Raw genomic sequence first — 21,448 nt, forward strand, 5'->3', positions numbered from 1 at the left:
AGCAGGCCATGACGGCTCAGGTCAGGTCGACGGCGTCGATGACGAAGACCAGGGTCTCGTTGGGGGCCACGCCGTTGCCGCCCTCGCCGTAGCCCTTCTCCGGCGGGACGACCAGGAGCCTGCGCGCGCCCTTCTGGATGCCGACCAGGCCCTCGTTCCAGCCATCGATGACGCGGGCGTTGCCGAGGTTGGCCACCGGGAACGGCTCGCCGCGGTCCCAGGAGTTGTCCAGCACCTGGCGGTTCGACCACGTGGTGAGGTGGTAGTGGGCCAGGACGGTGGCGCCCTCCTCGGCCTTCGCGCCCGCGCCCGGCTTCAGGTCCTTGATCAGCAGCTCGGTCGGCGGGGAGCAGTTGTCGGGCAGGGTGACCTGCGGCTTGCTGTCCGCCTCGCCCTCGACCTTGATGTCCTCGGCGGTGCACTCCACCGCGGTGCTCATGTCCTGGGTGGTGGTGGTCGGGGCGACCGGGGCGGTGGGCGCGTCGCCCGGCGCGGCAGCCTCCTGACCACAGGCGGTGAGGGCGGTGAGGGTGACGGCGGCCAAAGCGGGACCGAGAAGGCGCATAACGGCGAACTCTAGGCGGCCACGGTGTGAGTACGCCGTGAGGGGTTACACACAGCCTCACCCGTTTTCCGCATATGCCCCCGCGATCGCTACGCGTAAAGTGACAGCTCGCGCCCGTTCGGATACTGAAAGCAGCGAACGCTGCCCGCTCCAGTGCTGCGCGGACGTCCGCAGAGGAGGTGACCTACCTTGCCCGCGGACGGCAAAGCCATCCGCTCCCACCCGATCCAGGAGATCTTCTGGACCAGGACGGGCTTGCTGCTCGCCACGCTCATCGTGGTGTCCGGCCTGGCATTCACGGTGTCCAGCGCACTGGGACCAGGCACCCTGAAGTCCCTGCTGACCGCACTGGGCACCGGAACCATGGTGTCCGCCCTCGTGAGCTTCGGCCAAACCCTGATCACCGCGAAGGCCGCCCGTGAGGCGATGCTCAAGCCGATGGTCGAGGAGAGCCGCCGAGCGCTGCGCGAGCTGTCCGACGAGTACCGCGCGCTGAACCAGGAATTCTTTCCCACGCACGTGTTCGAGGCGAGCGTCGACCCCGACCCGGCCTTCAACGCGCTGATGATGAAAGACCTGCGCCGCGCGCGGCAGTACTGGTTCCGCGGGTTCTCCGGGCGCTACGCCGCGGTGCGGCTGCTCGCCGCGCACGCGGAGTGGGAGGTGCGCGCCGTCGTCGCCGACCCGCGCGAGCGCAGCGCGATCAGCGGCCGGGCGCGGTACCTGGCCCGCAGGGAGGGCTCCGACACCGACCTGGACCAGATCAGGGAATGGCTGCACGAGGAGATCCGCATCGGCCTGGTCGGGCTGTTCCTGGCCCGGTCGAGGTGCACCCGCATCGATGTCACGGTGGTCGCCGACCCGCCGCTCGACCGGGTCGAGATGTTCGACGACAGCGTCTGGATCACGCTGTACAGCGACCCGGCGGCCCCATCGCCCTACCCGCGAACGCTGCGGTTCGCCGAGAGCTCGTTCATCCACGGCATGGAGCGCGCCGACTTCGGCAGGCTGCACGCCACCCGCGACGCCCGCAGGCTGGTCATCACCCCGGACACCAGCCGCGCGGAGTTCGCCGCGCAGTTCGCCCGGATCACGGGAACCCCGCTGACCGACGAGGGCTTCGGAGAACTGGAGGCCGCGTTCCACGGCTTCCGCCGGGACTTCTCCGCCAAGGCCGAACTGGAGAGTTGATACCTTTGCTGACCCGCGTCCACGCGCTGCCCGACCTGGCGGGGGGACTGTGCGCCACCCCCGGTTTGCAGGCGGGCTGGGAGACCGCGCACGCGGTGTTCGAGTCCTGGGTGGACGGTCGAGCGCCCAGAGCCGCCATAAGACGCCACCTGAGCGAGCTGTCCGCCGCCGAGGCCGCGGCGCTGGTGTCGCGCTCGCGGGAGACCACCACGCACTTCGCGTGGTGCCTGCGCGACGAGCCCGAGGAACCGTTCTCGTTCTGGCTGCACGAGTACAAGCCCCAGCGCGACTGGCGCGCGGGCTACGCGGACTCGGTGCACAACCACCGCTACCACTTCTGCACGGTCATCCTCAGCGGCGGCTACCGCCACGAGCGCTTCGACACCGACATCGACCCGGCCACCGGCCTGGTCAACGAGGTGCGGATGACCCGCGGCGCCCACTACGACACCGGCACGGCGGGCTACCTGCTCGCCGAGGAGTTCCACCGCATCCCCACCGCCGCCGACGGCACCATGACGTTCCTGGTCAAGTCCCGGCCAGTGGCCGATTGGAGCCTCTCCTACGACCCGGCGACCCGCGTCGGGCACCGGCACGTGCCGGTTGAATGTCGACTTCAGGAGCTAACGAGGAGTATCTGACACCACTTACCATCACCCCACCCGCACACCCAACGGGAGGGGTTGCTTTGTCCGCGCCAACCATCACGTCCACCGTTTCCCGCTCGATCATCACCGACGTCGAGCACCAGGTCCGTGACCTGTGCGAACGCCACGCCCGCCGCCTGCCGTTCCACGGCTGGCACCACATCGGCTTCGTCAGGGACAAGGCCGTCGAGTTCGCCGCGGCCAACGGCTCCGACGCCGCCGTCGTGGAGACCGCCGCCCTGGTCCACGACGTCAACTACCTGGTGCGCCGCAACTCCACCGCGGCGGCGGGCAGCGGCCTGCGCAGGCACCTGCTCGCCGCCGCGGGCGTGCGCCCGGCCACCGTCGACTGGATCGACGCGGTGGTCGACGAGGCCGAGATGCGCACCCGCCACCGCCACATCACCCTGGAGGCCCAGGCCCTGAGCGACGCCGACACCCTGTTCAAGGCCCTGCCGGTGACCCCGGTCGTCCTCGCCCACCGCTACCTCACCGAGAACGGCATCTCCCTGCGCGACCTGGCGGACAAGATCGTCGGCGAGCAGTGCGACGTCCACGACCAGGGCTTCTACTTCTACTCCCCCACCGCCGCGGACCTGTACTCCCGCTGGGCGGGTGCCAACCTGCAACTGTGGCAGTGCATCAAAGAGTCCCTGGAGGACCCGACCGTCGAGCGACTGCTGGCCGCGGTGGACTCCCCCGCGGGCTGAACCGCGCGCCGCTGCCCGCGACCGCGGCCCCGGGACCTGGTCTAGAAGGGCCAGCCGAGCACCGGCAGGCCGAGTGCCGAGTCGACGGCGAGTGCCAGGAACACCAGGGTCAGGTAGCTGTTCGACAGGTGGAACAGCTTCATCGGGTTGGCGGGCTCGTCCCGGCGGATGGCGGTGTGCAGGCGGTGGGCGTAGACCAGGAACCAGGCCCCGGCCAGCACCGCGAACGCCAGGTACACCCAGCCGGTCGCGGGCAGCAGCAGCATCGTCCACGCCACCATCACCCACGAGTAGATGACGATCTGCTTGGCGACCTGCACCGGGGTGGCCACGACCGGCAGCATCGGCACGCCCGCGGCGGCGTAGTCGTCGCGGAACTTCATCGCCAGGGCCCAGAAGTGCGGGGGGGTCCAGAAGAAGATGACGCCGAACATGACCAGCGCGGGCCAGCCGATGTCGCCGGTCACCGCCGCCCAGCCGATCACCACCGGCATGCACCCGGCGGCGCCGCCCCAGACGATGTTCTGCGCCGTGCGGCGCTTGAGCACCATGGTGTAGACGAGGACGTAGAACAGGATCGCGCCGACGGCCATGGCCGCGGCCAGCAGGTTCGTGGTGGTCCACAGCCAGGCGAAGGACAGCACGCCGAGGACCACGCCGAAGACCAGCGCGTTGCGGGCGGGCACCACGTGCTGGGCCAGCGGGCGGGCGCGGGTGCGCTTCATCAGCGCGTCGATGTCGGCGTCGACCACGCAGTTCAGGGCGTTGGCGCTGCCCGCGGCCATCGTCCCGCCGACCAGCGTGGTCAGCACCAGCCACGGCGAGGGGATGCCGCGCTGGGCGAGCAGCATCGCCGGGACGGTGGTGACCAGGAGGAGTTCGATGATCCGAGGTTTGGTCAGCGCGACGTAGGCGCGGACGGTGGCCCGTCGGGACGGGGCGGCGGGCGCGTCGGTGGGCACGGGGGTCACCGACGGCATCTCACTCCTCGAACGTGGCGGGCACACGATCCTGAGACGCAGGTCACCGGGGTCGCGCGGGGTTTGCGGCCAGCGCCGCTGGGGTAACGCGGCACGGTACGGAATGGTAACCGCGCGGCGTCCGGGTGCCCGTATCGGGTGGCCGGGACACCTCGAGGTCGGACGGAGATCACAGAGATCCCCCTGGCGCACTAGGCTGACCCGCGGACCAGGGATGACCTGCGGGTCGTGGCACACCGGCCGCCCGTGATCGATCAAGGCCGGCAGGGCGACGAGCCGCCAAAGACTATGGAAGTGGGAGCGCGAAGTCCGTGTCCGCCAGCAGTGACGTCCCAGCAGACCTGACCACAGCCTCGGTGCCCGAGGACTGGACCGACCTCGACCGGCGGGCGGTGGACACCGTCAGGGTGCTCGCCGCGGACGCCGTCCAAAACGTCGGCAACGGCCACCCCGGCACCGCCATGAGCCTGGCCCCGCTGGCCTACGGCCTCTACCAGCGGGTGATGCGCCACGACCCCAGCGACCCCGAGTGGATCGGCCGGGACCGCTTCGTGCTCTCCTGCGGCCACTCCAGCCTCACCCTCTACCTGCAGCTGTTCCTCTCCGGCTACGGCCTGGAGATCGAGGACATCAAGGCGCTGCGCACGTGGGGCTCCAAGACCCCGGGCCACCCCGAGCACGGCCACACCGCGGGCGTGGAGATCACCACCGGCCCGCTGGGCCAGGGCCTGGCCTCCGCGGTGGGCATGGCGATGGCCGCCCGCCGCGAGCGCGGCCTGTTCGACCCCGAGGCCGCACCGGGCGAGAGTGTCTTCGACCACTTCGTCTACGTCGTCGCCTCCGACGGCGACATCGAGGAGGGCGTCAGCTCTGAGGCCTCCTCCATCGCCGGTCGCCAGGAGCTGGGCAACCTCGTCCTGTTCTACGACGACAACCAGATCTCCATCGAGGACGACACCGCGATCGCGCTGTCGGAGGACGTGGCCGCGCGCTACGCCGCCTACGGCTGGCACGTGCAGGTCGTCGACGGCGGCGAGAACGTCACCGGCATCCTGGCCGCGGTCGAGGCCGCCAAGGCCGAGACCGCCAAGCCCTCGATCATCGTGCTGCGCACGGTCATCGGCTACCCGGCGCCGAACCTGATGAACACCGGCAAGGCGCACGGCGCCGCGCTCGGCGACGCCGAGGTCGCCGCGGTCAAGGAGATCCTGGGCTTCGACCCGGCCCGCACCTTCGAGGTCGACCCCGAGGTGCTCGCCCACACCCGCCAGGTCGCCGAGCGGGGCAAGGCCGCCCGCGCGCGCTGGGAGGAGAGCTTCGGCGAGTGGGCCGCGGCCAACCCCGAACGCCGCGCGCTGCTGGACCGCGCCACCGAGTACCGGATGCCCGATGGCTTCGCCGAGGCGCTGCCGAGCTGGGAGCCCGACGCCAAGGGCGTCGCCACCCGCAAGGCCTCCGGCGAGGTGCTCAACGCCATCGGCGGGCTGCTGCCGGAGCTGTGGGGCGGCTCGGCCGACCTCGCCGAGTCGAACAACACCACCATCAAGGGCGCGGACTCCTTCGGCCCCGAGTCGGCCTCGACCAAGGCGTGGAGCGCCAACCCGTATGGGCGCACGCTGCACTTCGGCGTCCGCGAGCACGCGATGGGCTCGATCCTCAACGGGATCGTGCTGCACGGCCCGACCCGCCCGTACGGCGGCACGTTCCTGGTGTTCAGCGACTACATGCGCCCGGCGGTGCGGCTGGCCGCGGTGATGGGCCTGCCCGTCACCTACGTCTGGACGCACGACTCCATCGGCCTCGGCGAGGACGGCCCCACGCACCAGCCGATCGAGCACCTGGCCGCGCTGCGGGCCATCCCGAACCTGGTCGTGCTGCGCCCCGGCGACGCCAACGAGACCGCCGCGGCGTGGCGGGCGATCCTGGCCCAGTCCACCCAGCCGGTGGGCCTGTGCCTGACCCGGCAGAACCTGCCGGTCCTGGAGGGCACCCGGGAGAAGGCGGCCGAGGGCGTCGCCCGCGGCGGCTACGTCCTGGAGGACTCCGAGACCGTCCCCAAGGTCGTGCTGATCGCCACCGGCTCCGAGCTGCAGATGGTCGTCGAGGCGCGCAAGGTCCTGGAGGCCGACGGCATCCCGACCCGCGTGGTGTCCATGCCGTCGATTGAGTGGTTCGACGCGCAGGACGAGGCGTACCGCGACACCGTCCTCCCGCCGACCGTGCACGCGCGGGTGGTCGTCGAGGCGGGCATCGCCCAGCCGTGGCACCGCTTCGCCGGGCGCGCGGGCGAGATCGTCTCGATCGAGCACTTCGGCGCGTCGGCGGACTACCAGACGCTGTTCCGCGAGTTCGGCCTCACCACCGAGGCCGTCGTCGCCGCCGCCCGCCGCTCCCTCACCGCGATTGGAGACACCAAGTGAGCGACAAGACCGACCTGCTCGGCAAGCTGTCCGACGCGGGGGTGTCCATCTGGCTGGACGACCTGTCCCGCGAGCGGCTGCAGTCGGGCAACCTCGACGAGCTGATCCGCGACAAGCACGTCGTCGGGGTCACCACCAACCCGACGATCTTCGCCTCCGCCCTGGCCGACGGCGCCGCCTACGACGAGCAGGTGCGCGAGCTGGCCGCCCGCGGCGCGTCGCTTCCGGAGGCCGTCCGCGAGCTGACCACCGCCGACGTGCGCCACGCCTGCGACAAGTTCCGCGACGTCTGGCAGGCCACCGACGGCGTCGACGGCCGGGTGTCCATCGAGGTCGACCCGCGCCACGCCAAGGACGCCGACGCCACCGCCGCCGAGGCGCTCGACCTGTGGAAGGCGGTGGACCGGCCGAACCTGCTGGTCAAGATCCCGGCCACGCACGAGGGCCTGCCCTCGATCAGCCGCACCCTGGGCGAGGGGGTCAGCGTCAACGTCACGCTGATCTTCTCCGTCGAGCGGTACCGGGCGGTCATGGACGCCTACCTCGCCGGGCTCGAGCAGGCCAAGGCCAACGGGCACGACCTGCGCTCGATCCACTCCGTGGCGTCGTTCTTCGTGTCCAGGGTGGACAGTGAGGTCGACAAGCGCCTCGACGCCATCGGCACCGACGACGCCGTCGCCCTCAAGGGCAAGGCCGCGCTGGCCAACGCCCGCCTGGCGTACGCGGCGTTCCAGGAGGTCTTCGGCGGGGAGCGGTTCGCCGCGCTGGCCGCCGACGGCGCCCGCGCGCAGCGTCCACTGTGGGCCTCGACCGGGGTGAAGAGCCCCGACTACCCCGCCACCCTCTACGTCGACCAGCTCGTCGTCGCCAACACGGTGAACACGATGCCGGAAAAGACCCTGCACGCCGTCGCCGAGCACGGCAGGATCTCCGGTGACGCCTTCGCCGACACCGTCACGGGCACCGCCGCCCAGGCGGGCGAGGTCTACGCCGCGCTGGAGCGGGTGGGCATCGACGTCGACGACGTGTACCTGACGCTGGAGAACGAGGGCGTGGAGAAGTTCGAGAAGTCCTGGACCGAGCTGCTGGAGACGGTCCAGGGCCAGCTCGACGCCGCCAAGTAGGAACCGGCAAGTAGAACCGGGCAAGCCGAACAGGAGAGGGCTGACGCCGCAGATGGCAGAGCACCCCGGAGAAGTCGCAGTAACGATCACCGACGAGCGGCTGTCCGAGGAGGCCGCCGCGCTCATCGGGCAACTCGTCTCCGGACGGGTGGCCTCGGCGCTCACCGCGCAGGACCCGACCCTGTGGGGCGAGGCCGCCGAGGCCGAGGCGGCCGTCCGGCTGGCCTGGACGACGCTGCACGAGACCTCGCGGCCCCTGCTGGCCGAGATCGACGCCCTCCGCGCGGAGCTGCGCGCGGAGGGCGTCGACCGGGTCGTGCTGGCGGGCATGGGCGGCTCGTCGCTGGCCCCGGAGGTCATCACCGGCACCGCGGGCGTGCCGCTGACCGTGCTGGACACCACCGACCCCGACCAGGTCGCCGACGCGCTCGCGGGCGACCTGGACCGCACGGTGGTGGTGGTCTCCTCGAAGTCGGGCTCCACTGTGGAGACCGACAGCCACCGGCGGGTCTTCGCCGCGGTGTTCGAGGCCAACGGCATCGACGCCGCGTCGCGGATCGTGGTGGTCACCGACCCCGGCTCGCCGCTGGAGGAGCTGGCCACCGAGGCCGGGTACCGGCGGGTCTTCCAGGCCAACCCGAACGTCGGCGGGCGCTACTCGGCGCTGACCGCGTTCGGCCTGGTGCCCGCGGGCCTGGCGGGCGCGGACGTCGCGGCCCTGCTGGACGAGGCCGCCGCCGCGGCCAAGTCGCTCTCGCGCGACGCCGAGGACAACCCGGCCGTGGTGCTGGCCGCGGCGCTGGCCGCCGCGCACGGGCGCGGCGCGGAGAAGGTGGTGCTGGCCGACACCGGCTCGGGCATCGCGGGCTTCGGTGACTGGGCCGAGCAGCTGGTGGCCGAGTCCACCGGCAAGGGGGGCACCGGCCTGCTGCCGGTGGTCGTCGAGGGCCCGGACGCCCCCGGGTTCGCCGACGCGGGCGAGGACGCGACCGCGGTCGCCATCGGCCCGTCCGGCGGCGGGTCCGCGCTGGCCACCTCGGGCAGCCTCGGCGGGCTCATGCTGCTGTGGGAGTACGCCACCGCGCTGGCCGGGCGGCTGCTGGGCGTCAACCCGTTCGACCAGCCCGACGTCGAGGCGGCGAAGAAGGCCTCCCGCGCGCTGCTGGACAACCCGACCGAGGAGGCGGGCCCCGGCCAGTCCTTCCTGGACGGACCGGTCGAGGTGCACGGCGCACCCTCGGGGGTCAGGACCCTGGTGGAAGCGCTCAAGGTGTTGAGCAGCGCGGCGCCGGAGTTCGGCTACATCTCCATCCAGGCGTACCTGGACCGCATCACCGACGCCTCGGCGATGGTGCTGCGCGCGGAGCTGGCCAGGCGCACCGGCCTGCAGACCACGTTCGGCTGGGGACCGCGGTTCCTGCACTCCACCGGGCAGTACCACAAGGGCGGGCACCAGAACGGGGTGTTCCTGCAGCTGACCGGCGCCGTGGAGAACGACATCGACGTACCCGACCGCCCGTACTCCCTGGGCGTGTTGCAGCGCGCGCAGGCCGTCGGCGACGGGCAGGTGCTCGCCGGGCTGGACCGCCCGGTGCTGCGCCTGCACCTGACCGACCGGGCCGCGGGCTTGGCGCACCTGGTGCACGCGCTGGCCGAGGTGCAGAAGTGACCGCGACGACGGACCGTGGCGGCTGGACCAACCCGCTGCGCGACGAGCGGGACAAGCGGCTGCCGCGCATCGCCGGGCCGTGCGGCCTGGTGATCTTCGGCGTGACCGGCGACCTGTCCCGCAAGAAGCTCATGCCCGCGATCTACGACCTGGCCAACCGCGGCCTGCTGCCGCCGGGCTTCTCGCTGGTCGGCTTCGCCCGGCGGGACTGGGCCGACCAGGACTTCGGGCAGGTCGTCTACGAGGCGGTCCGCAAGTACGCGCGCACCCCGTTCCGGGAGGCGGTCTGGGACCGCCTCGCCGAGGGCTTCCGGTTCGTGGCGGGCACCTTCGACGACGACAACTCCTTCGACAACCTGGCCAAGACGGTGGCCGAGCTGGACCGCGTCCGCGGCACCAGCGGCAACCACGCGTTCTACCTGTCGATCCCGCCCGGGGCGTTCCCGGTCGTGACCAAGCAGCTGGCGCGCAGCGGCCTGGCCTCGCCCGCCTCGCCGGACGAGTGGCGCCGGGTGGTCATCGAGAAGCCGTTCGGGCACGACCTGGCCAGCGCCAAGCAGCTCAACGACATCGTCAACGACGTCTTCCCCGAGGAGGCGGTCTTCCGGATCGACCACTACCTCGGCAAGGAGACGGTGCAGAACCTGCTGGCACTGCGCTTCGCCAACCAGCTGTTCGAGCCGATCTGGAACGCCAACTACGTCGACCACGTGCAGATCACCATGGCCGAGGACATCGGCCTCGGCGGGCGCGCGGGCTACTACGACGGCATCGGCGCCGCGCGTGACGTCATCCAGAACCACCTGCTGCAGCTGCTGGCGCTGACCGCGATGGAGGAGCCGGTCTCCTTCTCGCCGCGGGCGCTGCGCATGGAGAAGATCAAGATCCTGGAGGCGACCCAGGCCACCGGGCCCTTCTCCGAGACCACCGCGCGCGGGCAGTACGCGGGCGCCTGGCAGGGCGGGCAGAAGGTGCCCGGCCTGTTGCAGGAGGAGGGCTTCGCCAAGGACTCGACCACCGAGACCTTCGCCGCGATCACCCTGGAGGTGAACACGCGGCGCTGGGCGGGCGTGCCGTTCTACCTGCGCACCGGCAAGCGCCTGGGCAGGCGGGTGACCGAGATCGCGGTGGTGTTCAAGCGCGCGCCGCACCTGCCCTTCGACCAGACCTCCACCGAGGAGCTGGGGCAGAACGCCCTGGTCGTGCGGGTGCAGCCGGACGAGGGCGTGACGATGCGCTTCGGGTCCAAGGTGCCCGGCACCACCATGGAGGTCCGCGACGTGTCGATGGACTTCAGCTACGGCCACTCGTTCACCGAGTCCTCCCCCGAGGCCTACGAGCGGCTGCTCCTGGACGTGCTGCTCGGCGAGCCCTCCCTGTTCCCGGTGAACAAGGAGGTCGAGCTGAGCTGGGAGATCCTGGAGCCGGTGTTGAAGTACTGGCAGACCGCGGGCAAGCCCGAGGACTACCCGGCGGGCACCTGGGGCCCGCCGTCGGCCGACCAGATGCTGGCCAGGACCAACAGGCATTGGAGGCGGCCGTGATCTTCGACCTGCCCTCGACCACCACGTCGCAGGTCAACCAGAAACTCGTCCAGGTCCGCGAGCAGGGCGGGGCGAACACCCTGGGCCGGGTGCTCACGCTGGTCATCGTCACCGACGACGGCGAGCGCACCGAGGGCGCCATCGACGCGGCCAACGACGCCAGCCGCGAGCACCCGTGCCGGGTGATCGTGGTGGCCCGCGGCGCCAAGCGGGCCGCGGCCCGGCTGGACGCCCAGATCCGCGTCGGCGGTGACGCGGGCGCCAGCGAGGTGGTCGTGCTGCGGCTCTACGGGGCCCTGGCCGACGAAGGCGCCTCGTGCGTGATCCCGCTGCTGCTGCCGGACGCGCCGGTCGTGGCGTGGTGGCCGTTCGAGGGCCCGACCAGGCCGGTCGACGACCCGATCGGGCGGCTGGCCACCCGGCGGATCACCGACTCCGCCGCCGAGCGCAACCCGATCAAGGCCCTGGAGGTGCGCCAGAAGAACTACGCCGAGGGCGACACCGACCTGGCCTGGACCCGGCTGACGCTGTGGCGGGCGCTGCTGGCCGCGTCGCTGGACCTGCCGCCGTACGAGAAGGTGCTGGGCGCGACCGTGACCGGCGAGGCGGACTCCCCGTCGACGGACCTGCTGGCCGCGTGGCTCGCCGCGCGGCTGCGGGTGCCGGTGCGCCGGGTCAAGGCCACCTCCGGCGAGGGCATCGTCTCGGCGACGCTGGAGCGGCGCTCGGGCGTGGTCGAGCTGGAGCGCCCCGACGGCCGGGTCGGCACGCTGACCCAGCCGGGGCAGCCCGCGCGGCGGGTGGCGCTGCAGCGCCGCCAGATCCGCGACTGCCTGGCCGAGGAGCTGCGGCGGCTGGACCCCGACGAGATCTACGAGAGCACGCTCAAGTCGCTGGGCAAGGTCGAGCGCGCCCGCACGGCGCCGAAGACGAAGCCGCCCGCGGCGCCCGAGTCGCCCGCGACCGAGGCGGACAAGCCCACCCCGACGGCCCGCAAGGCCAAGGAGGTGGCCGCCGGGCGCAGCGGCCCGGCGGAGAAGGCGGCGAAGCCGAGCGAGCCCGACAAGAAGTCGAGTGAGCCCGACAAGAAGTCGAGTTCATCGGAGAAGAAGTCGAGCGAGCCGGACGCGAAGCCGGGTCCGTCCGACAAGAAGTCCAGGAAGGTCAAGGCATCGTGACCCACGTCGTGGTGCACCGGACCCCGGAGCTGCTGGCCGCGGCGACCGCGGCGCGGCTGATCACCCGCCTGGCCGACGTCCAGGCCGCGCGCGGCGCGGCGTCGGTGGTGCTGACCGGCGGCGGCACCGGGATCGCGGTGCTCAAGTGCGTCAACGAGTCCGCGGCCCGCGACGCCGTGGACTGGTCTCAAGTGGACGTCTACTGGGGTGACGAGCGGTTCCTGCCCGCGGGCCACCCCAACCGCAACGAGACCCAGGCCAGGGCCGCCCTGCTGGACCACATCCCGGTCGACCCGGCCCGCGTGCACCCGATGGCGCCGTCGGACGGCCCGCACGGCGACGACCCGGACGCGGCGGCGGCCGCGTACGCAGACCTGCTGGGCGGCTCGTACGACTTCGACGTGCTGCTGCTGGGCGTCGGCGAGGAGGGCCACACCCTCTCGGTGTTCCCCACCTCGCCCGCGGTCCACGAGGCCGAGCCCACGGTGGTGGCGGTGCGGGACTGCCCGAAGCCGCCCCCGACCAGGGTCAGCCTGACGCTGGCCGCGGCCCGCCAGGCCGCCGAGGTCTGGCTGGTCACGGCAGGCGCGGGCAAGGCAGCCGCGGTCGCGACGGCCCTGTCCGGCGCGGACGAGGTCGAACTGCCCGCGGCGGGCGCCCACGGCCGGGAGCGCACGCTCTGGCTGCTGGACACCGCCGCCGCGGCGAAGGCGGCAGGCGCAGCTCCACCGGTGGCATAGCCGCTCGTTCCCAATACCCGGGTGCCGTGTGCAGGCACCCGGGTATTGGGCGTCGCTCGGCGACCAGAACCTGATGTCACGATTGAATGAAGATCCACTACGGATACGACTGGTCCGGTAACTCCGCGTTGAAAATGTCGATGTATCCCGCGAACTGGGAGCGACGGTGCCCACTGGTTGATGCCGCTCCCCAGGGGCGCAACCGTGGTGAGGAGCCCGGCATTGAGCGATCTAGGCCACGAATTCCACGTCCGCGATGAAAGCGGCTGCGGCTCGCTGACCGCTGACGAGGTTCGTGTTCTACGAGCGGCAAAGCTGGCCAAGTCGGCTGCGGGTGCCATCGCGCCGGTCGACCTCCAAGCGGAGATCCGGCGACTTCCCCCGCAGACTTCCGCGTTCGTCAGGCAGCAGCTCAAACTCCGCAAGAGCGCTCCGCTCGGAGTTTACTCTCAAACACTGCTGGCCAGGCTGACTCGCGCACCTGACGACCTCACGATCAAGATCCTGCACGACGTGCTCCCCGCGGTGGTGACCTTCACCTGGTTGACCGAGGAGCTTGATCGAGCCGAACTCGTCGCGTTGCTTTCCGGCGATCCTGACCGGCTGCGGTTTCTCGCCGATTCCGAGATCCTTGTCGAACTCCTCGGCCACAACGAAGGCAGTCCGCGGGGGTCCACCTGGGTGGCCGGGTGGGCAGCGATGGCCAGTGCGGGGCACGCGGGCTCCACAGCGGCACTCGCCTGGCTCGTCGCGGACCCACCGGACTTCTGGGGTGCCGACCAGCTTTCGGCGATCGAAACCGCGTGGGGTCGCCTTCGGGAGCGGGAACCAGAACTTCCGGAGCGGCCGATTCCGCTTTACCGGCTGACACAGGTGGTCAAGCAGATGGACGAATCTGGCTCGTTCGCGTTGAATCCCGACTTCGAAGACTGGGCCGATGGCGACGCACCACCCTCGGTCGAGCCGGACAGCACCTGGACCGAAGGCAGACTGGACGAACTGAGCGCTCGTCATGCCGAGATCGGCCAAGCGGTGGCCGCGGTCCAGACCGATGTGCTGCCCGAGTTGAGCGTGAGCCTGGGAACAGGCCGGATTCCCGATCCAGAACGGGTGTCCACCTTGCTCGACGTGATCGGCTTGATGACCGCTCTCTTCGACGACATCGCCTCTGCTGGGCACGGTGAGCCACCGGAATCGCTTGAGCACGCCCGGGCGCTGCTAGACGATCTCGCCGCCACCAGCGCGTCGAATGCCTTGCTCGACCGCATCCGGTTGTTGACCGGACTACGCGCTCCCGACTATTTCGCCGCCGAAGCCGCGGCGATCGCGGACCTCGCGGCCGGAGTCGACCAGGACACCGACCCTGTCCTGCTTACCAGCTTGGACGCTTTCCTCGCGATCGTCGAACTTGCCGGGACCGACCCGCAGCGCGGTGCCGAACTGGCCCGAGTCGTCCAGGTGGGCCTCCCCTCGGCGATGCCGCTGTTGATGTCGGCGAACACCGGAGACCTGGAGGTCGCGAGCCTGCCTCACCAGGAAAGCGACGGGAACGTAAGCGACGGGACTCACCGGGAGGACGTGAACGAGGGGCAGGGTGACCCACGCCCGGTTCTCCTCGACGCCGAAGCGCCGGATGCGTCCGGCGAGCCAGTGCGTGACGCCGCTCCTGCGGCCGAGGTCGCGAACGCGGAAACCGACGTCGCCCAGACCGAGGGCGACGGTGAGCTCTCGCTGGACCACGACGACGACCTGGCAACGGTGATCGCTGATCTCTCGTTCACCATTCCGGCCCCGCAGACCCCCGAACCGGCCGCGGCAGCGAGTCCGAACGCCCCGAACCCGAACTTCGTACCCGGCGCTGATCGCGGTGCGCCGCAGCCGGACCTCGCCGTGGCACCCGAGGACGCGCCAGGCCAGCACACCGAACTGCTGTCCCGACTGCTCCGCGATCGGAAGTTCGCGTTGGCATCCTGGCTCAGCGACGCACTCGACCAGCCTCCCGCCGACAGCGCCGTGTTCCGCCTCACCGCGCACGGGGTCGCGATCCGCTCGTCCCTCGGGTCGAACGCCGCCGCTTTCGCCGACATCGCCAAGGGGCTCGACGCCGACGACCTCCACGACCGGCTCGGGCTCCAGATGCTGGTGTACGCGGCCTCCGTACGCGCGGGCCTGCTGTCCCCGATCGCCAGCGCGGCCACCGTGCTGCGGGACGTCACCACCAGCATCGTGAAGACCGGCCACGCTGTCGAGAACCTCACCGACGCCCTGCTCACCGCGTTCTACAGCGGGGTCTACCTGACTCCGCAAAGCGCGGGCGCGGTGGTTGAGGCCGCGGGTGCCGAGGCCGAGCACGAGAGGCTCGCGGCTACCGCGCGGTCCATGCTGAAAGGGGGGCCGTCCCGGACCATTCGCTACGTCGCCGCGACCGAGCTGTGGCAGTCGTGGATATCTCCCACCGGTTACCTCGGCAGGCCCCTGGCCATCCTCGCGTCCGGCTCCCAGTCGGCCGAGGATGTGAGCATCGTCCGCGCCCAAGTCGCCGAGCTTCGATCGCGCCCGAACGTGGAGGCTGCCCTCGATCGGGACAGCCTGGTGCTGCGGACCACGAAACGTCGCCCGCGCAAGATCGAGGCGCGCGCCAGGGACAAGATCCTCGACTGGACCAATGACGTCACCGAACTGCTCGCCATGTGGGTGGCGGCGACCGACAACCTCAACCGGCCCGCCACCGGAACGTGGATGGCCGATCCGATGGCCGACCTTCGCCGCCGTGTCACCGCGACCCGGGCCACGGCCATCGCCGAACTGGCCACGTTGACCGGAAGCGGGTCGCCAACGCGGGACGCCGCGATTGACATCGGGCTTGCGCTGCTCAGCGAAGCCTTGGACTTGCTGGGAGCACCAGTTGCGCTCAACGAGGTCGAGGTGGCCGCGGATCGCGTCATCGCCGGGCAGCTGGCACTCGCGATGGACCTGCCACTCGACGTGACCCTCGCACCGTTGCGGCCGGTCACGGTTGACGATGTCGCCGCGGCCTCGGAAGCGCTCGCCGCCGCCGAACGCGGCTGGACCGCCAGTTTTGCCGGTCGCCTGGCGCGCCACGATCACGTCGGCGCGCAGATCCTCGTCGAGACGTTGCGCCCGACCGACCCACGCCTGGCACAGCGGTTGTCCGCCGAACGCGACAGCGCGGTGACCCGGTCGATCGAGAAGCTCGACGGAAAGGTCGTCGACCTGCTCCAGCGAATCGACTCCGACCGTCGCTTCGGCCGCCTCAACTACGACCAGTGGACCGATCTGTCCAGTCGTGCGCGTGCCTACGAGGCCGGTTCTCGTGGCACCCGAAGGGATTTCGACACCATGATGGCCGCCCTCGATGAGATCGAGACGGGCCGGGACACCGCTGTCGGCGCCGCCTGCGAAGCCGCCCGAGAAGCACTCGCAGGCCTCAGGATCAGCGCCGACGATCTCGACCGAATCCGCGGCTGTATCGACCAGGGCGACATCACCACGGCCAACGAATTCCGCGAAACGCTCCGCAGCGGCCGCGACCTCCCGGCCCCTAAGGCCGAACTCCAGCACCTGACCCGCTTCTACCCGGCGTTTCCTGAGCTGTTCGCGGGCGCGGGCGGCTCCGGTCGCGCCGGCCGGATGCGCGAGTTGAGCGACGTGATCAAAGCGGGCGTGAACCCGGTGGACACGCCGCTGGCGGATCTGCTCAACAAGGCCGACATCGATGTGTCGACGATTCTGCGACCCACGACCACGGCGCGTCGGCTCGAGAACTGGATCGCGCTGGCCGACGCCAAAACGCTGGCTGAGAGAACCAACCACGTCAAGGCGATTCTCGAACAGCTCGCGTTCTTCGTCGAGACGATGGAACTTCAGCGCAAGCTCACGGGGAAGTCGCAGCGGTCGTCTTGGGCGCACCTCACCGGGGCCCGCGCCACCTCGGGCAAGGCGCTGATTCCCGCCTACGGGTCCCGCATGAGCCCGTCCGGGGACTCGTTGCGGTTGCTCGCGGTATGGGGATCACCCACACCTCCGGAACTCATCGAGTTGTTGCGCTCCGAACCAGTCGATCAGTCGATCATCGTGCTCTACTTCGGGACACTGGACCCAGCAGCGCGCCGTGAGCTGGCCACTCTGTTCCACCGGGGCAGGAAACTGCCGCCCGCTGTCGTGATCGACGACGCGGCGTTCGCCTACCTCGCGGTGCAGCCGGAGGCAGGCCGCGACATCACCATGTCGATCACTCTGCCGTTCACCACGGCGTTCCCGTTCACTCCGGACGTCGCGGGTCTCGTGTCGCCGGAGATGTTCTACGGCCGAACCGAAGAACGCGACAAAGTCGTCGACATGATGGGGCCCTGCATCGTCTACGGCGGCAGGCAGCTGGGAAAGTCCGCACTGCTGCGGGCGGCGGCGAGGGAGTTCGACGACAACAATCTCCGGCACGCCATCTACCAGTCGATTTTCAAGGTCGGGCAGTCCCATCCGGTGGACTCGGTCTGGCTGGAGCTGTGGCCCAGCCTGGCCGACAAGAAGATCTTGCCTGATGACGTCCCCACGAGCGACGTCGCAGCCACGCTCATCAAGGGGATCAGGAGTTGGATCAAGAAAATTCCCGGTCGTCAGCTGCTGTTGTTGCTCGACGAGTCCGACTTCTTCCTCGACGGCGACGCGACCGACAGCGGGTTCACCCATGTCAGCCACTTCAAGGAGCTGATGGAGTCGACGGACCGGGCCGTCAAGGTCGTGTTCGCGGGACTCCACAAGACAGCCCGGTTCGAGCGGTTGGCGAACCACCCGCTCGCGCACTTCGGTGACCCGGTGTGCGTCGGCCCATTGGCGCCGCAGCCCGCCTATGACCTTCTCACCCAGCCGCTTCGCGCGCTCGGCTACCACTTCGAGAGCAACGACGAGCAGGCCGCGCGCGTGATCGCGCTCGCGAACAACCAGCCCGCGCTGATCCAGCTCTTCGGCGACCAGCTGCTGCGCAACCTGTACAAGGTCTCTCTCGCGACCACAGCTCCGCCGCACGTGGTGACCGGTTCGGACATCGTCGCTGTCTGGTCTGACAGTGCCCTGCGCACCTCATTCCGGAAGCGGTTCGAATGGACGCTCAACCTCGACCCGCGCTACAAGATCATCGCCTACAGCGTCGCGTTCCACGCCCACTCCAGCGGTGTCGGCTCGACCCTGACCCCGGCCCGGCTGCGCAGCGAGTGTGAGCAGTGGTGGCCGCAGGGCTTCGCCGCCGGAGCCGTGCGCACCGGTGAATTCCACGCCCTGCTCGATGAGTGCGTCGATCTCGGCGTTCTGTCGTACGCCGATGGCGGTTACCGGCTTCGCACCCCGAACATCCTGGACCTCCTCGGCTCCCGCGACGACGTCGACGAGGTGCTCGAGCAAGCTGAGTCGACGCCACTGCCGGAGAGTTTTGACGGCTCCCTCATGCGGCCGTCGTACTGTGGCGGCCCGACTCGTGGACCGCTGACCTCCCAGCAGATCGCCGACCTGCTTGCGCAGCGAAGCCAGGTGCGCCTCATCGCGGGTTCCCCCGCCCTGACCGTCCAGCGATGCGCGAAAACCCTGCGATACGAGAACCGTGGCACCAACCACCTGATCGACGCTTCCCTCTCACAGCTGCGCAAAACCTGCGACAGGGCGACGCTGCACGCGGCGGGCAGGCATGCGGTCGTCGTGGTCGGTGTTCCAGACTCAGCAACACACCGCGACGTGCTGGCCGCGTGGAACGAGTCACGAGAACTCATCGCGGCGCACTCGGGCGGAACGCTCGGCATCGTCATCATCACCACCGCGGCTCATGTGCCTGCGTGGCTGACGGCGGTGGACCAGTCCGACGCATCGTCGGCGGTAGTCGGCCTGCGTCGGTACGGCAGCACCGACCTGCGCTTGTGGCTCAACGAGTCTTCCTTGCCATTCCAAGATGACGCCTCGCGAAACGAGCTGCTCGCGGTCACCGGCGGGTGGCCCGTCAACGTCAATCGTGTCACCGATGAGCTCACGAACAACCCGGAGTCGCCGACGCGTGATCCGCTGGGCAGGATTCGGTCATATTTGGCCGATCCGGTCCATGCGGACAACCTGGTGGCCCAGTCTGGAATCCGAGCCGACAAGGTGCTTTCCCAAGCCTGGTCGGTCCTGTGTGGTCACTACGTCAACGACCTCGCCGATGCCGCCACTTTCGCCGACTACCTGAGGTTGCACGCTGAGAGCGCTGAACCGGGAACCGAGGCGTTGAGCGCGGACGCGCTGCGCACCTACGGCTACCCCGACACCGATGGCGTCGTCGCCGTGCTGACGACGCTCGGTGTTCTGGCAACCGCGGCGGATGGGCTGCTCCAGATCGAGCCGGTGATGGCACAGGCCACGCTCATCGCCGGGGCCGACAGACCAGGCCAGGTCGGCAGTAGATGAGCGTGGAACAACGGAGATTACTGCGCACCCTCCTACGCGAAGCGGCCGTCGAACTGCTCCACACGCCTGCCTTCGTGGATCGCGACATTGATCCGGCCCGGTTCACCACCGCCAACACCAGCCAGCTCCTCCAGGTGATCGCGCGCTCCGAGCGGCTACGCGCCACGCTCGCCGAAAGACACGATTCCGACCTCGCCAATGCCCATCCCCTGCTTCGGGACCTCGTCGCGCCGGAGCCGCGACTCGCGGAGTCAGCCGCGGTGGCGCTCGCGGCCGATCCGAACCGGGTCGACGCCAAGCCCTGCATCGTCGCAACGGAACGAGCGGAGAAAGCAGGCAAAGAAGAACGAGCGGCACGTCGAGCAGCAAGGGACCTTGCCCAAGCACGGGCCGCTCGTGACCGGGCCCGGGCCCAGTTCGACTACGCCGTGGGTGAGCGCGACGCCGCCCGAGCGGATCTGTCGGCCATGGAATCCGACCTGGCGGACGCGCTGGCCGTGATCCAAGCCCTGCGCGCCGAACTCGTCGTCACGCGGGGCCGAACCGCTGCTCTGGCCACCGACGTCTCCCATGCGGCAAAGGTCCTGATCGAAGCCACCAGTCCCCGGCAGACCAGCAGTGACGCCGCCGACCGCGACCCTCGTGACTCCGAGCTGCTGCCGGAACCAGCCACGGCGTCAGTCGACAACGCCCACCCCGTGGTCAGGGACGCACTGAACCGAGCACTCCTGACGGACGCGCAGTTCCTGGCCGTTCTTGGCGAGATCGTCCACCCGACGCCACCCGTGCCGGAATCACGGCAGCCTGCCGAGGCGGGGCTGCTGACCCGCGACCGCGGAATCACCTTGACCCCATTGGGCGGCGACACCGACATCGGCGGTTCCTGCATGCTTGTCGAGGTCGGCGGCGTGCGCATGTTGGTGGACGCGGGTATGCGCCCCAAGCGCCCGATGAACGACGCGGGCCCGCGCGATATCCACGTGGCCAGAGCGGGCCGGATCGACGCGATCGTCATCACCCACGCCCACAACGACCACGCGGGCTATGTGCCCGCGCTCATGGCTGACCACTCCGACATCGACCTGCTCTGCACACCCGACACAGCCGCGCTCTTGCCGACGATGTGGGCCGACTCGGTCAAGGTGTTCAGCCGGGACGTCGACAACACCTACGGCGAACCCCGCGCGGTTCCTCCATACACAACGGTCCAAGTCCAAGAGGCGCAGCGCCGCATCCGGGAGGTGGTGTGCGGTCGAACGGTCGAGATCGCTCCTGGGGTCACGGTTGAACTGTTCCCCGCGGGACACATTCTGGGCGCCGCGGGGGTCGTCATCTCGGCGGGGCCGGACCGCGTCACGATCACCGGCGACGTCAGCGACCTCACCCAGGCCACCACCCCAGGGCTGGTCGTGCCTGATTCCGCCCGCGACTGCGACCTGCTCGTCATCGAATCCACCAACTGCCGCGACGGTGGCTCGCACCGCAACACCGAGGTCGACAACTTCGTCTCGACCGTGTCGGAGATCGTCGGCTCCGGCGGGCGCGTGCTGGTGCCCGCGTTCGCGCTCGGCCGGGCACAGGAAGTCGCGCTCACCCTGCGGGACAGGCTTCCCGACGTCCCTGTCCTCATCGACGGCATGGCAAAGGAGATAACCCGGATCTACGAGCGGCAAACCGCGGACGGGGACAGGCCGCTCAAGATCTTCGGGGAGAATGTGCGCGAGGTGCCCGTCGAACGGCGAGCAGAACTGATCACCTCATTCCGGCGCGGCGTCATCGTGACGACGTCCGGAATGCTGAACGGCGGACCCGCCGTCCAGTGGGCACGGAAGATCCTGCCCGATCACACGGCCGGGCTGCTGGTCGCGGGCTACCAGGACGCCGAATCGCCGGGGCGGGCGTTGCTCGACCTCACGAACGGATCGAGCCCCGCGTTCGAGCTCGACGGCCGACGTGTCGACGTGAACGCACGGGTAGCGAAGTTCGGCCTGTCGGCGCATGCCGACCGCGCGGGCCTCACCTCGATCATCGACGCCATCGCGCCCGCCGAGGTGATGCTCGTCCACGGCGTGCTCGGCGCGCAGCGGGAGTACGGCGCATACCTCAGAAGCCGCGGCCATCGCGTTGTCCCGACGAAGGCGTGGCGAGCGCGGCGCCTATGATGGCAGGTGACGTATGGGGCTGGCCGCGTTCGACCACACCGTTCACGCCCAGCCACCGTGCCAGGTGTTTGGTG

General features: G+C 70.1%; 13 protein-coding genes. 11 read left to right on the forward strand and 2 right to left on the reverse strand.

What is annotated here, in order from left to right:
• Nucleotides 1-16: 16 nt before the first annotated feature.
• The gene (locus tag ACTG9Q_RS26775; protein ID WP_455575679.1) at nucleotides 17-565 is read right to left on the reverse strand and encodes an FKBP-type peptidyl-prolyl cis-trans isomerase; all 549 of its coding nucleotides are present in this window, start codon (nucleotides 563-565) and stop codon (nucleotides 17-19) included.
• 189 nt (nucleotides 566-754) lie between these two features.
• Here ACTG9Q_RS26775 and ACTG9Q_RS26780 point away from each other — a divergent pair, with 189 nt between their 5' ends.
• The 3 genes from ACTG9Q_RS26780 to ACTG9Q_RS26790 are packed head-to-tail and all read left to right on the forward strand — an operon-like array spanning nucleotide 755 to nucleotide 3,113.
• Entirely contained in the window at nucleotides 755-1,756 is a 1,002-nt protein-coding gene (locus ACTG9Q_RS26780) for a hypothetical protein (RefSeq protein WP_455575680.1), read from the forward strand.
• A 5-nt stretch (nucleotides 1,757-1,761) separates the two neighbouring features.
• The gene (locus tag ACTG9Q_RS26785; RefSeq protein WP_455575681.1) at nucleotides 1,762-2,397 is read left to right on the forward strand and encodes a hypothetical protein; all 636 of its coding nucleotides are present in this window, start codon (nucleotides 1,762-1,764) and stop codon (nucleotides 2,395-2,397) included.
• A gap of 47 nt (nucleotides 2,398-2,444) precedes the next feature.
• Nucleotides 2,445-3,113, forward strand: coding sequence for an HD family phosphohydrolase (locus tag ACTG9Q_RS26790; protein WP_455575682.1), 669 nt, complete (start codon nucleotides 2,445-2,447; stop codon nucleotides 3,111-3,113).
• A 41-nt stretch (nucleotides 3,114-3,154) separates the two neighbouring features.
• On the opposite strand, the gene ACTG9Q_RS26795 is transcribed toward ACTG9Q_RS26790, so the two are convergent.
• Nucleotides 3,155-4,093, reverse strand: coding sequence for a heme o synthase (locus tag ACTG9Q_RS26795; protein WP_455575683.1), 939 nt, complete (start codon nucleotides 4,091-4,093; stop codon nucleotides 3,155-3,157).
• A gap of 311 nt (nucleotides 4,094-4,404) precedes the next feature.
• Between ACTG9Q_RS26795 and tkt the strand changes: the two genes are divergently transcribed.
• From tkt to ACTG9Q_RS26835, 8 genes are all read left to right on the forward strand, one after another.
• Nucleotides 4,405-6,513, forward strand: a complete 2,109-nt coding sequence (tkt, locus tag ACTG9Q_RS26800) for a transketolase (RefSeq protein WP_455575684.1) — start codon at nucleotides 4,405-4,407, stop codon at nucleotides 6,511-6,513.
• On the forward strand, nucleotides 6,510-7,637 hold the full coding sequence (gene tal / locus ACTG9Q_RS26805) for a transaldolase (protein WP_455575685.1): 1,128 nt from the start codon (nucleotides 6,510-6,512) through the stop codon (nucleotides 7,635-7,637). Before tkt ends, tal begins: the two co-directional genes overlap by 4 nt.
• A 52-nt stretch (nucleotides 7,638-7,689) precedes the next feature.
• On the forward strand, nucleotides 7,690-9,306 hold the full coding sequence (locus ACTG9Q_RS26810) for a glucose-6-phosphate isomerase (RefSeq protein ID WP_455575686.1): 1,617 nt from the start codon (nucleotides 7,690-7,692) through the stop codon (nucleotides 9,304-9,306).
• Nucleotides 9,303-10,850, forward strand: coding sequence for a glucose-6-phosphate dehydrogenase (zwf, locus tag ACTG9Q_RS26815; RefSeq protein ID WP_455575687.1), 1,548 nt, complete (start codon nucleotides 9,303-9,305; stop codon nucleotides 10,848-10,850). The genes ACTG9Q_RS26810 and zwf overlap by 4 nt, the downstream gene beginning before the upstream one ends.
• A complete protein-coding gene (opcA, locus tag ACTG9Q_RS26820) occupies nucleotides 10,847-12,028 on the forward strand; it encodes a glucose-6-phosphate dehydrogenase assembly protein OpcA (protein WP_455575688.1) in 1,182 nt (393 codons plus the stop codon). The genes zwf and opcA overlap by 4 nt, the downstream gene beginning before the upstream one ends.
• The gene (gene pgl / locus ACTG9Q_RS26825) at nucleotides 12,025-12,768 is read left to right on the forward strand and encodes a 6-phosphogluconolactonase (RefSeq protein ID WP_455575689.1); all 744 of its coding nucleotides are present in this window, start codon (nucleotides 12,025-12,027) and stop codon (nucleotides 12,766-12,768) included. Before opcA ends, pgl begins: the two co-directional genes overlap by 4 nt.
• Nucleotides 12,769-12,990: 222 nt before the next feature.
• The gene (locus tag ACTG9Q_RS26830) at nucleotides 12,991-19,212 is read left to right on the forward strand and encodes a hypothetical protein (RefSeq protein ID WP_455575690.1); all 6,222 of its coding nucleotides are present in this window, start codon (nucleotides 12,991-12,993) and stop codon (nucleotides 19,210-19,212) included.
• A complete protein-coding gene (locus tag ACTG9Q_RS26835) occupies nucleotides 19,209-21,374 on the forward strand; it encodes an MBL fold metallo-hydrolase (protein ID WP_455575691.1) in 2,166 nt (721 codons plus the stop codon). Before ACTG9Q_RS26830 ends, ACTG9Q_RS26835 begins: the two co-directional genes overlap by 4 nt.
• The last annotated feature ends 74 nt before the right edge of the window (nucleotides 21,375-21,448 follow it).

The sequence above is a fragment of the Actinokineospora lacus genome (assembly GCF_053813445.1).

Bases quoted from the DNA above. Each gene is read 5' to 3' on its own strand.
- ACTG9Q_RS26775 (WP_455575679.1), bottom strand. From the start codon at position 565: ATGCGCCTTCTCGGTCCCGCTTTGGCCGCCGTCACCCTCACCGCCCTC.
- ACTG9Q_RS26795 (WP_455575683.1), bottom strand. From the start codon at position 4,093: ATGCCGTCGGTGACCCCCGTGCCCACCGACGCGCCCGCCGCCCCGTCC.
- ACTG9Q_RS26810 (WP_455575686.1), top strand. From the start codon at position 7,690: ATGGCAGAGCACCCCGGAGAAGTCGCAGTAACGATCACCGACGAGCGG.
- ACTG9Q_RS26835 (WP_455575691.1), top strand. From the start codon at position 19,209: ATGAGCGTGGAACAACGGAGATTACTGCGCACCCTCCTACGCGAAGCG.